The sequence below is a fragment of the Stenotrophomonas sp. I18B00994 genome, from assembly GCF_014145825.1.
Taxonomy (GTDB): domain Bacteria; phylum Pseudomonadota; class Gammaproteobacteria; order Xanthomonadales; family Xanthomonadaceae; genus Stenotrophomonas; species Stenotrophomonas maltophilia.
Map to the genome: position 1 here is coordinate 97,461 of NZ_JACIUW010000008.1, position 13,345 is coordinate 110,805.

Below are 13,345 nucleotides of genomic sequence, written 5' to 3' on the forward strand. Positions count from 1 at the left end.
AAATCTCCCTTTTCATGTGCCGCCGCTTTTACCCTTTAAGCCGGTCCGGAATGTGGTTCACCCCGAACGACATAGACTGAGCTTTATCTTCTTCGGCACGCTGCACTTCGGCTCGATGCATTGCAAGGCATAGGTACATGATTGCAGAACGTGCCATCGTCAAAACGCGCAGGGCTTTGCTTTGGAACTCGTCAAATGTCATCTGTTCCGACAGTCGGTCGTGGTGCATCGATGTTTCGTCGCACTCGGACCTGGACCAAACAATTTTGAAGAACCGATGCTCCAAAGCATTACGCACGACGTGAAGTTCTTGAGCGTCCGGCGATGCGTATTGCCTTGTGTCCTCATTGAAGATGTCTTCGGACAGGCTGTACAGAGCGTGCAGCCAAATATTCTGACTGCTTTCAAACTCCGGGCGAATGGTTGTCTCCGTGCCCTTTTTTGGTTCTGTCCGCCACAGTCGTGCGAAGTCAGCCGATTTTCGCTTAGCACCAATCTCCCAGCGGTCGCGCACAAAGTACGCAACCTTATCCAACAGCGAGTAGGCCGCACGGTAAGCGGTTTTTACCTGCTCAATGGCGATGCTGTAGCGCGCACTGTCGGCGTTGGATGACAACAATACTTCACGGTCGGCCATATGCGTCTTCTGGTCATCCAGCCCAACGAACAAGCACCATCTGGCATAGATGTATTCCTGTTTGAGTTGGTTGAACGCAGCAAGATACGAGATCCCCACCCCATCGGCTCGATGTGTTGGCAGCGAAAGCGAATCTGTGGCGGCAACTGGCTGGATGTACGCATCATTCATGGGGTTGAGGAAAAGCCTGTTGTCCAGACACCAACGTCGATACCGCTTCTCCTGGGCGCTCTTCCCCAGTGAGAAATTGTCCATCCAGGTACAATCCGGTTTGCGCTCAATACCGTACTGATCCAAGCCTAGCTCTACGGCACCCAGCATGCGCCTAAAGCGATCAGCAGCTTCAACAAATGTGGCTCCATGAACGCCAATGGCAACCGCTTTGCGCAGTTGCTCACGCCCTTCAATGTTGATCCACTCCCGATGACCTACGTCGTACAGATTGCGCGCGTAAAAGAACAGTGCACCCGCCATATTGCCTTGGGCCATCGCAAGCATCGGGTCCAGAGCTAACGCTTTTCGCCAGTGTTCCAGTGCGTCATGAATTCGCCCCGTCTTGTTGAATGCATTGCCTAGGTTGGAATGGACCTGCGCGCGGAATTCAGCGGGATGCAGGGGAAAGCCAGCATGTGCAATGGCTGACCGCAATTCATAGATCTGTGCAGTGTTGTCCGGCTGGATCCACGACAATGCGTTGTCATCGGTATGACGATGTATGTACAACCATCCCAAAGCGTTGGCATGGAAGTAATGCAGCATGCACCCATACCGCTTGTCATCCAGTTCCCCGAACTTGCCAATCACCTCAATGCAACGCAGAGACAGTTCGAGGTCTTGGGTTACCCCTGCCGCGTCGATCAGCGCGCCGAGTTGATCCATAAACCGGGCGGTGATCTTTCCTGCTGCTGCACGGAACGATATTTGCTCAGCCAGGGCGAACATCTGTTCGCGTGTCAAATGTATGGCGGTCAATGCGCTCTCCGAACGCGTGCGTGTAGCATGGGGGCCTTACCGTCCATTACACACCGTCATGAGCCTAATTTCGACCGTTTTGATTTTGGCAGCAGCTGCTCATGCCCAGCCCCCGCTTGCTGTGGACGCAACGGTCTTGCTGGCGGCCTACACCCGTGACGCCGCTGCTGCCGACAGGCACTACATGGGTCAACGGCTGCGGGTCACTGGCGTGGTTGCCGAGGAGCCCGCGCTGTACCGCCGCTCGCCTCTTCTGAGCTTTGAAGGCACGGGGATCCACGACCGGCCCGTGGCTGTGCTGGACCCGGCGCGCAAGGATGAGTTGGCCGGTTTGCGCAGAGGGCAGTCGGTGACGCTCGATTGCCTGGGCAACGGACACGTCTCCGGCACGCCGATGCTGAAAAATTGCGTGAGGGTGCCAAAACACCCCTAACCACTGCCGCTTGTGTTGTGCGTGGTTCGTCAACCGAAATCTTGGTGGTTGGCGTGGCGTCAGCGACCCACAACTGCCGGTTACGCTGACTTCCAACGGCTTGTGCACGTCATTTTTTTGGCCTATACCTACGTCATCCCTTCCACAAGGAGACAACGATGGCTAAGAAGAAAGTGCTGCCCAAAAAGTTCCATGACATTGACGAACGTTTCATGCATTCCATGGCGCGGATCGCAAAAGATCATGACGACGGTGCAAGCCTCACGAATATCGCCATGACTTGCAACAGCAAGGCGAAAGGCATTGACATTGATGAGGCGTTCTTGGAAAAGGTGCTGGCGTTGCGTGAGTGCAATCGCACCCACACCATGTACACAATTCGCGACCAAAAGAACACGCAACGCATCATCAAGGAAGTGAAGTCGGAACCGGCAGAGGAACTGCCGATCTACTCGGAAGACGAACTGGACTGCATCACAGTAATCTTTGATGAGTGACGCCCAGCCATCTTTCTACGCCCGCGTAAGCGGGCTTTTTTATGTCCATTGAACTACCTCGCTCTTAGCTTCGCAAACGCGATCAGTGCTGTCTCCGTGTCATACAATCTGCTGCGGTACTGGCTGCGGACCTGGGCGATTTGCTGTGGCGTGATGTCGGCGGTGGCCTTTTCAATTTTCAAACTGATCTGAGCCATTTTGCGTTCAAACTCGTCCGCACCCATCCGCCCATTGATGACTTCAAGATAGACCTTGGACCGCTCATCAAATATCGCACGCATTTCCTCACTGCGCGTTGCCAGCCCCGCCAACATGACATTGGACGTGCCAGCCACTTTCAACACCCATTGCATGTCGCTTTTGCTTTTAACGGCGGGGATCAACCTCGTATCCACATGTGTTGACATGCCAAGGCCCAGCGACACTAGGACGATTTGCTGATCAAGCGCAGGCAATTCCTTCACCCACGCGGAGTTCACCGCCCAATTCTCAGAATCTTCGGGCGGGACATCGGACGCGATGGCTCCCTGCGTGAGCGCGAACATCAAAAAGACAAGAAACACAAAATTGCGTTGAAAGGTACTCACGGAAAATTCCTTTTAGACATCCATCAATTTGGCTTGGAACAGCCCCGCTGGACCCAGGTGATAATACGTGCATCACAGAGTTCATCCTCCTGCCCTTCAACCATCGTCATACCAGACGGCGGCGAACTCCACATGCGCTTGAGAACATACGTTGGATCAACGCCCATCTCTGACGTGTAGTTGAAGATTGCCTGATATATCGGATGTCCCACCGGCACAGCCGTCCCGTTTTCATCTGCGACTTGATGAAAGCCCAAGTCCCCGTATGGCGACCAATTGACTCGCTCCACGCCCCCCATAAAGACTAATGGGCACGCGGAATAGCAGTTGTTCCACAATGATGTCTCCAATCCCTTGCTGCGGATGTACCGTCCGGCTGCAATTGCTTCGAGCACATATCCACCTCCGCTCCCCAAAGCAACTTGCTCAACCGTTGGATTGGCTTCAACTGCGTCAGATACTTTTTGTGCAAAGCCTTTTTCGATATCCCCCAGCACTTGCAGCACTCTGCCCTCAGCTCTAATTACGTAGAACGACGACTGTCCTACTTGCTCGATTGATGCATCTCTCGGGATGCCAAATCGACCCACACAGTCCAAGTTCCATTCAATTACGCGCTCATGGTGAGCGTCCCCAATGATGCCGTTCGCCACACTGTTAAAGTTGCTCAACGAGACAGCCATAACGCGCAGGTCTTGGGCGTTCTCAGTCGTGGCGGTGACGTAATCTGGATCGTACGTCATCACGGTTCCAGCAATATATTTATCCTGCTTTAGCAGCCGCCCAAGTACGTAACAAGAATGCTCGGGGATATGGTACTCGTTGTAGTACGTCCCTACATGGTTGTAGTCGTTGATTGCGTTTGCGGCCGCCCACAACTTATCTTGCAGCGCCTTCTTGTCTTTCATCTGCCGGTAAAGATCCTGGACCACTTCGGACACATCGGTAACGTCAGCAGAAGCTGCCGCCTCGGGCGCAGGCTCTTCCGCTGGCTGCACTTCTACAACAGGAGCAGGGTCTGTCACGGCAGGCGGTGAGATGGGAGAGGCCGGAGGTGGCACCGACTGATCGCAAGCACCCAAAACTGAAATGCTGACAAGTGCGAAGATCGGTTTAATTTTATTGGCACACAAGCCAATTGATCCGATACCGAATATCCATTTCATTACAACCCCCTTGTTGAAACCCACCACTGCGTTTGTGAGCCGACCATCCAAAGCCACGCATGGTGCAGCCCTATCTGGCAACCAGTATCTCATCCCAGCGGGTCGTAAAGGAACGCGACAGATGCTCCTGCCGCATTGCCCATTTTGGGGCACCGCCTGGACCCGCACTGGACGATGCAAACGACAGACTGCCGCGCCCGAACTTGTGGTTGGCCGCGTCCAAAGCCTTCATCAGTGCGTCGGATTTCGGGTTGCGCACCGGGGCGAACAGATCCGCCTGTTGCACATGATCGGCGCTCAGATCCACCAACCCCACTCCGGCCTTCTTCCACGCAACATGGGGGCGGTACATCGCAGCGGTTGCCGTCTGCGCCGCCTCCAAAATGGTACGGGTGTCGGCGGTTGGTGCCACCAATCGAACGGTTCGCGACGGGTGGTATTGCTGGGTGTTCCCGAACGGGTTGGTGTGAAAGAACACCCACACTCCGTGCGTCGTGAGGTGACGGGCGCGCAACTTCTCGGCGGCACGCTGAGCGAAGGTGGCCACCGCTTGCGCCAGGTCGTCGTGTGTGTGGATTTCGCTGCCGAATGAGCGGGACACCATGATCTGCTGGCGCTCGGGTTCTTCCTCCTGCAGCTCAGCACATCGCACCCCATTGAGTTCGGTTTGCGTGCGGACCAGCACCACTCCGTAGCGGTCCTGGATGCCTCGTGGATCTGCGGACACCAGATGGGCTGCTGTGGTGATGCCCTCGCCCATTAGGCGCGCGGCAAACTTGCGCCCCACGCCCCACACGTCGCCAATGGGGAAGTTGCCCAGGTCGGGTCGTCGCACGTTCCACACGCCCTGCTCGGTCCCCTTGGCGATCTTGTTGCCCATCTTAGCCAGGGTCTTCGTGGGGCCGATCCCAACGCAACAGGGCACGCCTACCCACTTCAAAATACGTGCGCGGGCCTCTATGGCAACCTTGCGCCGATCCTGCGCACGGATCCCGTCAAAGGACACGAAGCTCTCATCAATGGAGTAGACCTCCACGTCGGGAAACAGATCGCGCAGGATGAGTGCAATGCGCGCGGAGATGTCCCCGTACAGCGCAAAATTGGCGCTTCGGACATGCAGTTGCTTGCGGATGTGCGAGGGGATTTGATGGATGGGTTGCCCCATTCCAATGCCAAGTGCTTTAGCTTCGTTGGATCGGGCAATGGCGCATCCATCGTTGTTGGACATCACAACAACCGGAACACCGCGCAACTTGGGGTCAAAGATACGCTCAACCGAACAATAAAAATTGTTTCCATCCACCAAGCCGATCAATGGTTGCGCAACAGACATCACATCCTTCTTTTCGGCTTAGGGGTGTCATCTTGAGTCAGGCCAGCGTCGGCAAGTGCCTGGGCGATATTGGCGGCGTCACGCTCGGCGATACGGCGGTCGCCTTCATCGATTTCCGAATTGATATATGCGGCCATCTCCGACAATCCATGTTCCGTCGGACGCTCAACATACACACCCCACTCGATCAAGTCTGAAATCAACCCAGGACTGGGATTGGGGTAAAAGAATGTCTCTGGTGCCACAGAAAGACCCCCGTGGAAGTTGTAGCCATTCTTCTGCATGATCCGAAGAACATTGTGGACGGCTGACGCCCCATTCTCTAGTGGCGGGCGAGTCAGTTGATTAAGCACCTTGAGGTGGCTCACCTTCCTCCGCCGACGAATAATTGCGGCTATCAAACTTTCAATTTCCTCAGGACACTTGCACCACACAGACAATTCAAAGAGAAGGCATTCAATATCCCAGCATCTATCAAGCACGCCCGAATTAACCAACTCGATTGACGTCTCCACATCTAAATTCAAGGCTGCATTGTATACGAATGCATCCCGTATGGCTTCAAACCCAGCAACGTTTGCAGCAATCTTAAGAATGCCCGATGCTGAATTATTGAAATGCGAGTTGTACATAACAGCGCTATCAAAGATGTCCCCAGCCTTTTTTGGCTTGACCGACAAGAATAATTGAACTGCTCTTACACCGCACGCAACAACTAGACAAATCAAGAGTCGATCAAAAAAAACAATGACAGAAATCAATAATTCAAGCGACTTCCCATGAATATATGACGTAAACGATGAACACATCCCCATATTGCCCCCCCCCTTTATTTGCATTGAATACATTCAAGCAAACACAGAAGCCAATATTGTCAAGCGTGCCGGGTAAACGACCACGTGACCACGCCCCACACATCCAATTCAACGTCGGGCGGCACGATGATGGGCGGTATGTCTTCTGCGGACGAATGCAATTCAAATCGACCCCGCCGCTGAACCAATTTCTTGACCGTGAACCCACCCTCCCAGTTCACCAGCACGATGTCGCCGGGACGTAGGGTGCGTGACCGGTCCACAATCAGGGTGTCCCCAGGTTGGATCCCAAAACCCACCATCGAGGTGCCGGTGTCGGCTTGGGCAAAGAACGTTGCCACCGGGTTTGAGATGCAGTGCTGGTTGAGGTCCAGCCCGTCGCCTGCCCCGTAGAAGTCCTCTGCGGGGCTTGGGAAGCCGCACGTGACGTTGACCGGCAGTAGCGGCGAGGTGGCCGCAGCAGGCTCAGGGTGGGCGTTGACGGTGGTCTGGCGGGCCATGGGTGCAGGCGGGGTTGATGGCCCGGTATCCTACACCCGCCGTTAGCAGAATTACTAACGCCTTGCGCTGAACGCCTTCACACGCGCACGCTTGGACTGCCGCTCACTCTGTGTCAAACAGATGCGCACTGTAGGGAGTTTGCGCACACAGTGCGGCAAACACTTTGACCATGATGTCGCTCAGCGAGGGCCGGGATACCGCCTGCTCGTACGCGGCGTAGACAGCTTGGTCGTACCTCAACAGCAGATCCGTATCCCCATCGGCCACGGCCTTGATGGCGCGGGTGTACACGGCTTGGTCGAACCACAGAGCTTTGGCGTAGGCCACAAGCGTTTCTCGATTTCGCGTGGCTTGCCCCTCAAGCTTGTAGTTCACATTCATGTAGTCACGCACCCCTTCAAACGACAACTCGTTGTTCAAGATGTTGGTTACACGCTGCTTGCCTTGATTCAACTGCTCACTAGTTTGGAGCATGAGGGGCGGGTATCGGCCACTGGCGGTAGTAAAGTGTGTAGAGCGGAGCATGTCGTGAAATGCTGCTCCAACAATCCACTCATCAATTTCGCAGATCAATTTGTCGTCCGCACGCATGGATTGAGTTTTCAATTCAACAACCGTCTGATCCCCTGAAAGTTCACCGAAGGCCGTCTTCTTCGCCTGGAAAACACACCAAAGCTGGATGACTTCTTCGGCATGACGCGGCCCCTCGCGCAGCAAACAGCGCCGCCACATCTGCGCACCTTGTTGATGAAGAAGATCCTGCTCCAAGTCCAGCGTTTGGTTCATCATTGAACGGCGCTGGATGTCGGCGGTTCGCGCGCGCGACCGCAGCAAGAACAACTTAACCTGGGTGTCCATGTCCGGGGAATGCGGCATATCCATACTCCTTCAATTTTGATCCATCAACCGAATAGCAAAGGACTAATCAGGCAACCGCGCCCTGTAGGGGGCGAGCTTCACAAATCCGTCTTGCTCCAAGCCAACAATTTTGGACGTAAGCGCGTACTGATTGAGATAGATCATCACTGGATGATCCTCAACGGTTGCCCACGGGCGAGCAAAACCGTAGGCCACCGCGTCCTTCTCACCATCGGTACGGAACTCAAGCCGGTCGTGCCGGTAGTGCAAGCCAACGACTTCGGCGTCGTCACTTCCCCCACAGGCCATGATCAACTCACGCTCGGAACCGGCGCTCAGAGCCTTGAAGTCGTCCAACGCAAACGGCAGCAGTTCGTCAAACCACTTCACCCGTCGTTGTTCGCGACTCAGAAGCACGCGATCCGCAACCGCGTCCACCACCTGCCGCAGCACTGCGATGTCCCTGCCCTGCTGGGCGGACTGCTCACGCAGCTCACGGATCACCTGGTCCCTGGACGCCACGACTTTAAACAAGACAACCAGCACAAGAACAAGAAGCAAGAACCCAATGTATCCAGCCATAGTGCCCCCTCCCTAGAGGATGTCAGTCTAGCGGCTTAATGGGCGAAGACTGTAGCCCCAGATATGATGGCTACTGGCCAGTGGACACGGATCGTGCAATGAACACAGATGACCTTACGGACCGGCAGTTGCTCGATCTCCATTGCACGGTGATGGACGCATTGCGGCAGCGCGGGGTCATACGTTCATCGAACAACCCAGTGGCGGACTACACAGAGACGCTGGTGTCGCGCGCTCTCAATGCCACGCTGGCTACTGGCTCCCAGGCAGGCTTTGATGCTGTCGGTCCAGACGGAACACGGTATCAAATCAAAGGCAGGCGACTGACCCCAGCCAATAAAAGCACGCAGCTAAGCGCGTTGCGGAACTTACAGTCCAATCCCTTCGATCAACTCGCCGCAGTGATGTTCAACAGCAACCTGCACGTTGAGTACGCTGCACTCATCCCACTGGATGTGGCTCAGAGATTGGGGCGATACCGTGCGCATACCAACAGTCACACGTTGTATTTTCGGCGCTCACTTCTCGATGAGCCAGGCGTGATCAATATTACGGACTTGATCGTTGAGGCAACATCCACGGCCAAGCCACAATCGAGTGCAATTTGATCAGTCAATCACCATTGAAAACATGCACGTAGAGATCATGAGACATCATTTCACAAAGATCATTGAGAACAAGGCGCGCACAAAGCCGCCCGAATTGCAAAACTACCGGATGACCAACACCATCGCTATCACGTACAAGGATGCGAACACACCAAGCCCAAAGTATTTTGTGCTGACGTGCTTCTTGAACGCCGAAACGATGAGCGACGCCGCTGCCGAAGCAGCCGAGCGAAACTTGACTGTACTGCAAGTTCTAACGCCAGTGTTCGATGCCATGTTTCAAGACACGACATATCGTCCTGCAACAATGGTCCGATCCGTTCTAAACAATTTTGAAACAGGTATCGAACTCTGCGAGGATGTTGCAACGTTTGAAGACATCCCCGCAGACGCTCGATATACGGGCTTCATGGGATCGTGCTATGGACGTGAGTGCATCCACTTGGTCTACAAGTTGTTGCACACCGACACCGAGATAATCTCTTCTACTGTCACAGTCTGAACAATGTGATCGATGAACGAAGCTGGCTTACGAAAACACTTCGCCATCGATCCTTCACTTGACCACAAAGGGCTTCTTGATTGTAGACGGCCCCAGGCTCTTAAGATCACCATTGTTGGTGTTAGAACTGATGGACGCCGAAGGCTGCTCACCAGCCAGATCAAACACTTTCAAAATTAGACCAGTGCGAACGTTGATGACAGCCAACTTCTTGAGGGATGCGGTTACCAGTGTTTGTTTTTCTTCCGACTCAAAGGGCCAATCAATTTTCGGGAACTCATACTCAGAGTGGTTACCCACATACGGGCGAACCACACCGTACAAGTACACTACGTCAATATCATCCTTTTGAGCGCGTGCATCAGCACCACTCATTTCCACATCAGCTCTCAGTGAAAGCTCCTTGTACGAAAGCCCTGGAAGCTCCCCGGCGTCCACCACTGATTGCTTATCAAAGGCCACGTAATAGGCGTCGCGTTTCTTCTTTGTGACAGACACAGACACACCATAGGCGTTGCTTGCGTCGTAGACGCTTGTGCGAACGTTTCTCTCACCCCCGTAGACTTTGGCGATATCGTGGTATTTCTCGCCATCAAACCATCGGCTGCTGTACGTACCAAGTGTGCGCACCCGAAGAACTTGTGCGTCCGCGTCGAAGTCATCTGTCAAACGCGCACCGGCACTGATCACACACAGATGGCCGTCACGCAATGCTGGTGGCTTAGTGGACAGCACGTTCTCCGTACGCGCCTTAAACTCATCGTTGGTTTCGTACTGATCTTTGGGTGGGATATTACCTATCGCCGCAACGACCGCCATGACCGAGTGCCCCTTGTAGTTGGGACCGAGCCTCATACCCTCCTCCAACACGCAGCTTTGTGTCAAAGGCATGAAGCCTCCGGCTGGGGCTTGGGCTTTGGATTTAGGCGCACCAACAGCAGCGGGAATTACAGCCATCCCGATGCACAACAGCATAAAACGCTTGAACACTGATAACTCCTCGATACACAGCCCGCTTGCTGCGGACTGTGCCCAACTTGAAATATTAACCCAGGACAAGGTAGGCAACTCCAACAACGACTGCGCCGATGACAAAATAGCGCCAGAACGTTGCCCTTTGGATGCGCTGCCCCTCAGCAACAAACTGTTTGAACGTGGATACGCGAAATGCGTGCATGGAATGGGCAATCATCAGGATTGCCGTCAAGTAGGACTCGTCACTGTCAAAGCTGGACTTGTACTGCAAATCCCTAAGCATCAAGTTAACAACAGCGCCAGATATGGCTTTTGATTTGGGGTCGTTAACCTGCTGCATCGTCACCATCGTAAAAGCGTGCGCGGCGTCAGCGGTGTCTTTGAACGAATAGTTGAACTCACCACGGTTGAACGAAAGCGCCACACCGTTCAATCGGTGTGCAAAGAACTCGGAAAATTCCTTGTTGTGCGCACGCACGACAACTTGGCTTGCGGCAAACGCAGCCGCTACAGTCTGCGGATCTGCCCCAGGCTCATTGGCCTTGTCCATTAGCGGTTGAAGCCGCACAAGATCCTGTGCGAGCTCTGGCGTCATCTTCATACGGTCGTCCTTGCCCCTAGTGGCGGGATGATAGCCCACAACACGGCTATTGGGCAGATACCCGTTACGTCATAGGGCACTGCAAGACGTACGCCCACACGCTTTGCAGACCCGACTACATCCGCCGCACGTGCTGTGCCCGCTGCACCTCAGTGGGTGTCTGCTCAGCGGCGCTGACATGCTGCTGCAATCGCAAACGTTGGAACTCATCGTCCAAATTATTCACCACTGACACATAGTCTGCGGACGTATGAATGGGTACTACATAGTCAGTGTTGCGCTCAACGACATAAAATGGCGCTTGCTCACTTTCACCGAAAAACTTTTGAGGGTCGTAATCAAGGTACTCTTTCGTGCACACATAGTGACTATCACCAATGACGTGAGCATATGTATCGTCAATCATTTCAAATGTCATCTCGGCATCACGCAGGGTAACAGGGATGCGCGTGTGGTCCACTTGATCACCCAGGTCGTACACCGTGGTGTCGATGACATCCTCAAACGCACTCGTGACGCACTCATACAACCAGTCGTTTGAAACATCATCGCTCATAAGAGATTCTGGACCATCGAAGTGCAACCCGCGATCATTAAGGATCGCATCAATCCATGCAACGCACCCATCTCCATCTTCATCAATGTACTCAACCTTGCATACAACACTCAGTTGCGAAATTATCAGTTGATCCTCTTCCTCTTCATCAAATGACATAGCAGGATTGAACGCCACAACTTCCAGCAACTTCCCACCATCAACCGCTTGATCGTAAATATTATCATTGCCGCGCATAAACACCCCTTAATATGATTGAGATACATCCACTCAAACACGGATCGCAATATTGTCAACAGCCCACAACGAAATTATTATTTGGATGCACCACGCCAACTCAAATCTTGCGTAATTTCTTTGGAGTGGTCTGTGCATCACGAACTGCACGTTCCAACAGGATCCTCTGTCGTTGCTCAGGTGTGCTTTGTGCCAGGGCGTCAATGAAGGGCCACAATGAATAAATAGGCATAAGTTGCGACTCCAACGGACGATCATCCACGCGAACACCCAGCATCTGGTAGCAGGATCGCGCTATTGAGTTTGCAAGGACATCAAGTGTTGCAGTGCTGCCATCAGACGAAAAGAAGACATAGCCGCACGCACGTCTGTGAAGATAGCGGCCAACCCGTTGGAATTGGGCGGCATCAAATGACAACACCTCATCCCAAATCTCATCGCTCGATATAGATATTGAATGTAGAACACTCTGCTCGTCCATAAGTCCTCCAATTGATTGACTCCATTCAATCAACCACGGATGGCAACATTGTCAAGCGCACAAGAAAGCCCGCCGAAGCGGGCTATTGGAAGTGCTGTCCCGATGGGCTATCGGGGACCAACCATCCATCCTTTTTATCGGGGCGGCGGCAATGCACCTTCGTAGCGACGGGCGATAACCTCGTTAAGCTTGTCCACCAAGTCAAGACGCTTGAACACAATGTGGGCGTTTCTGTTCTTGTAAAAGGTGACATCCATGTACTCAGAGAACACCTCGGGGCTTGAAGCTGCGCTTCTAAAATCCGGATGCGGCTTGCCGTCGAACATGTGAAACGCACGGATCATGTCTTGCACAACGTCTCTTGAAATGAAGTATGTCCAGCTCTCCATGTATTGCAAAATTATTTTTTTTCCAAAGCGAACGGGAAGATGGCTTTTGTAGTCCCATGACAAACCTTCAAAGACGCCGACAATACCGTCTTCAAACATGTCTGTGCGCGTGTCGTACAGTTGGGCAAACGTCGCAACAACATTGTCGTAGTTGAACTCAGGAACGGTGTTCTCATAGAACGCCCGGCCCCACTCAACGCGTTTTTTGTGGCACATGAAATCTTTCAGCCCCGTCTCACGCATGATTGTTGACCAGCTGTTCTCCGTAAGGGCTTTTGCGTGTGTGTTCCGCGCATCTTTCATGCAATCGAAGTTGCGGAAGTTCAGTTGGGCCAGGGCGCTACGCATAGCACCACCAACATGCATGTTGTCCGCCTCATGGAGTGCAGCCTCAATTGTCGCCATCAGAGCCTCAAATTTCTCATTCGCCAATTGATGTCGCGCCAACTCTTTTTGTATTGAAATGGATTTAATCATCTCGTTCATTGTTACCCCCTTGCTTAAATGAAGAGTCATCCAAACACAAGAACCAACATTGTCAATGGGTTTAATTCATATGTTTATAAAAATCACAGGCGCTTTTGATGGGGGATAAAATCCCAATAAAAAAGCCCG

General features: G+C 53.3%; 17 protein-coding genes. 4 read left to right on the plus strand and 13 right to left on the minus strand.

The window, feature by feature from the left end:
* Positions 1-28: 28 nt before the first annotated feature.
* Complete coding sequence (locus tag H4O10_RS11080) at positions 29-1,579, minus strand: LA2681 family HEPN domain-containing protein (protein ID WP_099476020.1); 1,551 nt, start codon at positions 1,577-1,579, stop codon at positions 29-31.
* Positions 1,580-1,667: 88 nt separating this feature from the next.
* Here H4O10_RS11080 and H4O10_RS11085 point away from each other — a divergent pair, with 88 nt between their 5' ends.
* Together H4O10_RS11085 and H4O10_RS11090 are read left to right on the plus strand one after the other, a co-directional pair.
* Positions 1,668-2,042, plus strand: coding sequence for a hypothetical protein (locus H4O10_RS11085; RefSeq protein WP_158490965.1), 375 nt, complete (start codon positions 1,668-1,670; stop codon positions 2,040-2,042).
* Positions 2,043-2,200: 158 nt separating this feature from the next.
* Positions 2,201-2,539: a hypothetical protein gene (locus H4O10_RS11090; RefSeq protein ID WP_099476022.1), complete on the plus strand. Its 339-nt coding sequence runs from the start codon at positions 2,201-2,203 to the stop codon at positions 2,537-2,539.
* 53 nt (positions 2,540-2,592) lie between these two features.
* On the opposite strand, the gene H4O10_RS11095 is transcribed toward H4O10_RS11090, so the two are convergent.
* The 7 genes from H4O10_RS11095 to H4O10_RS11125 all read right to left on the minus strand — a co-directional run bounded on the left by H4O10_RS11095 (position 2,593) and on the right by H4O10_RS11125 (position 8,381).
* A complete protein-coding gene (locus H4O10_RS11095) occupies positions 2,593-3,126 on the minus strand; it encodes a hypothetical protein (protein ID WP_099476023.1) in 534 nt (177 codons plus the stop codon).
* Between the two features lie 23 nt (positions 3,127-3,149).
* Positions 3,150-4,292: a hypothetical protein gene (locus H4O10_RS11100; RefSeq protein WP_143570054.1), complete on the minus strand. Its 1,143-nt coding sequence runs from the start codon at positions 4,290-4,292 to the stop codon at positions 3,150-3,152.
* 70 nt (positions 4,293-4,362) lie between these two features.
* A complete protein-coding gene (locus tag H4O10_RS11105; protein WP_099476025.1) occupies positions 4,363-5,625 on the minus strand; it encodes a Y-family DNA polymerase in 1,263 nt (420 codons plus the stop codon).
* Positions 5,625-6,473 carry a hypothetical protein gene (locus H4O10_RS11110; RefSeq protein ID WP_182681034.1) on the minus strand — a complete coding sequence of 283 codons (849 nt, stop codon included), beginning with the start codon at positions 6,471-6,473 and terminating at the stop codon, positions 5,625-5,627. Before H4O10_RS11110 ends, H4O10_RS11105 begins: the two co-directional genes overlap by 1 nt.
* 26 nt (positions 6,474-6,499) lie before the next feature.
* A complete protein-coding gene (umuD, locus tag H4O10_RS11115) occupies positions 6,500-6,940 on the minus strand; it encodes a translesion error-prone DNA polymerase V autoproteolytic subunit (protein WP_099476026.1) in 441 nt (146 codons plus the stop codon).
* A 103-nt stretch (positions 6,941-7,043) separates the two neighbouring features.
* A complete protein-coding gene (locus tag H4O10_RS11120) occupies positions 7,044-7,817 on the minus strand; it encodes a hypothetical protein (protein ID WP_143570056.1) in 774 nt (257 codons plus the stop codon).
* A gap of 45 nt (positions 7,818-7,862) precedes the next feature.
* Positions 7,863-8,381: a hypothetical protein gene (locus tag H4O10_RS11125; protein WP_099476028.1), complete on the minus strand. Its 519-nt coding sequence runs from the start codon at positions 8,379-8,381 to the stop codon at positions 7,863-7,865.
* Positions 8,382-8,479: 98 nt separating this feature from the next.
* Between H4O10_RS11125 and H4O10_RS11130 the strand changes: the two genes are divergently transcribed.
* Positions 8,480-8,989 (plus strand): hypothetical protein, encoded by a 510-nt coding sequence (locus tag H4O10_RS11130; protein WP_099476029.1) that lies wholly within the window; start codon positions 8,480-8,482, stop codon positions 8,987-8,989.
* A gap of 22 nt (positions 8,990-9,011) precedes the next feature.
* Complete coding sequence (locus H4O10_RS11135) at positions 9,012-9,491, plus strand: hypothetical protein (protein WP_099476030.1); 480 nt, start codon at positions 9,012-9,014, stop codon at positions 9,489-9,491.
* Between the two features lie 54 nt (positions 9,492-9,545).
* On the opposite strand, the gene H4O10_RS11140 is transcribed toward H4O10_RS11135, so the two are convergent.
* From H4O10_RS11140 to H4O10_RS11160, 5 genes are all read right to left on the minus strand, one after another.
* Entirely contained in the window at positions 9,546-10,481 is a 936-nt protein-coding gene (locus tag H4O10_RS11140) for a hypothetical protein (protein WP_143570057.1), read from the minus strand.
* A 55-nt stretch (positions 10,482-10,536) separates the two neighbouring features.
* Positions 10,537-11,067 (minus strand): hypothetical protein, encoded by a 531-nt coding sequence (locus H4O10_RS11145; protein ID WP_099476032.1) that lies wholly within the window; start codon positions 11,065-11,067, stop codon positions 10,537-10,539.
* Positions 11,068-11,182: 115 nt separating this feature from the next.
* Positions 11,183-11,860, minus strand: coding sequence for a hypothetical protein (locus tag H4O10_RS11150; protein WP_143570058.1), 678 nt, complete (start codon positions 11,858-11,860; stop codon positions 11,183-11,185).
* Between the two features lie 100 nt (positions 11,861-11,960).
* Positions 11,961-12,341 carry a hypothetical protein gene (locus H4O10_RS11155; protein WP_143570059.1) on the minus strand — a complete coding sequence of 127 codons (381 nt, stop codon included), beginning with the start codon at positions 12,339-12,341 and terminating at the stop codon, positions 11,961-11,963.
* Between the two features lie 134 nt (positions 12,342-12,475).
* A complete protein-coding gene (locus tag H4O10_RS11160) occupies positions 12,476-13,216 on the minus strand; it encodes a DUF4942 domain-containing protein (protein ID WP_158490967.1) in 741 nt (246 codons plus the stop codon).
* Between the last annotated feature and the right edge of the window lie 129 nt (positions 13,217-13,345).

Coding starts and splice junctions, on each gene's coding strand:
- H4O10_RS11080 (WP_099476020.1), bottom strand. CDS start 1,579: ATGTTCGCCCTGGCTGAGCAAATATCGTTCCGTGCAGCAGCAGGAAAG.
- H4O10_RS11085 (WP_158490965.1), top strand. CDS start 1,668: ATGAGCCTAATTTCGACCGTTTTGATTTTGGCAGCAGCTGCTCATGCC.
- H4O10_RS11090 (WP_099476022.1), top strand. CDS start 2,201: ATGGCTAAGAAGAAAGTGCTGCCCAAAAAGTTCCATGACATTGACGAA.
- H4O10_RS11100 (WP_143570054.1), bottom strand. CDS start 4,292: ATGAAATGGATATTCGGTATCGGATCAATTGGCTTGTGTGCCAATAAA.
- H4O10_RS11105 (WP_099476025.1), bottom strand. CDS start 5,625: ATGTCTGTTGCGCAACCATTGATCGGCTTGGTGGATGGAAACAATTTT.
- H4O10_RS11110 (WP_182681034.1), bottom strand. CDS start 6,473: ATGTATTCAATGCAAATAAAGGGGGGGGGCAATATGGGGATGTGTTCA.
- umuD (WP_099476026.1), bottom strand. CDS start 6,940: ATGGCCCGCCAGACCACCGTCAACGCCCACCCTGAGCCTGCTGCGGCC.
- H4O10_RS11120 (WP_143570056.1), bottom strand. CDS start 7,817: ATGCCGCATTCCCCGGACATGGACACCCAGGTTAAGTTGTTCTTGCTG.
- H4O10_RS11125 (WP_099476028.1), bottom strand. CDS start 8,381: ATGGCTGGATACATTGGGTTCTTGCTTCTTGTTCTTGTGCTGGTTGTC.
- H4O10_RS11130 (WP_099476029.1), top strand. CDS start 8,480: ATGAACACAGATGACCTTACGGACCGGCAGTTGCTCGATCTCCATTGC.
- H4O10_RS11135 (WP_099476030.1), top strand. CDS start 9,012: ATGCACGTAGAGATCATGAGACATCATTTCACAAAGATCATTGAGAAC.
- H4O10_RS11145 (WP_099476032.1), bottom strand. CDS start 11,067: ATGAAGATGACGCCAGAGCTCGCACAGGATCTTGTGCGGCTTCAACCG.
- H4O10_RS11150 (WP_143570058.1), bottom strand. CDS start 11,860: ATGCGCGGCAATGATAATATTTACGATCAAGCGGTTGATGGTGGGAAG.
- H4O10_RS11155 (WP_143570059.1), bottom strand. CDS start 12,341: ATGGACGAGCAGAGTGTTCTACATTCAATATCTATATCGAGCGATGAG.
- H4O10_RS11160 (WP_158490967.1), bottom strand. CDS start 13,216: ATGAACGAGATGATTAAATCCATTTCAATACAAAAAGAGTTGGCGCGA.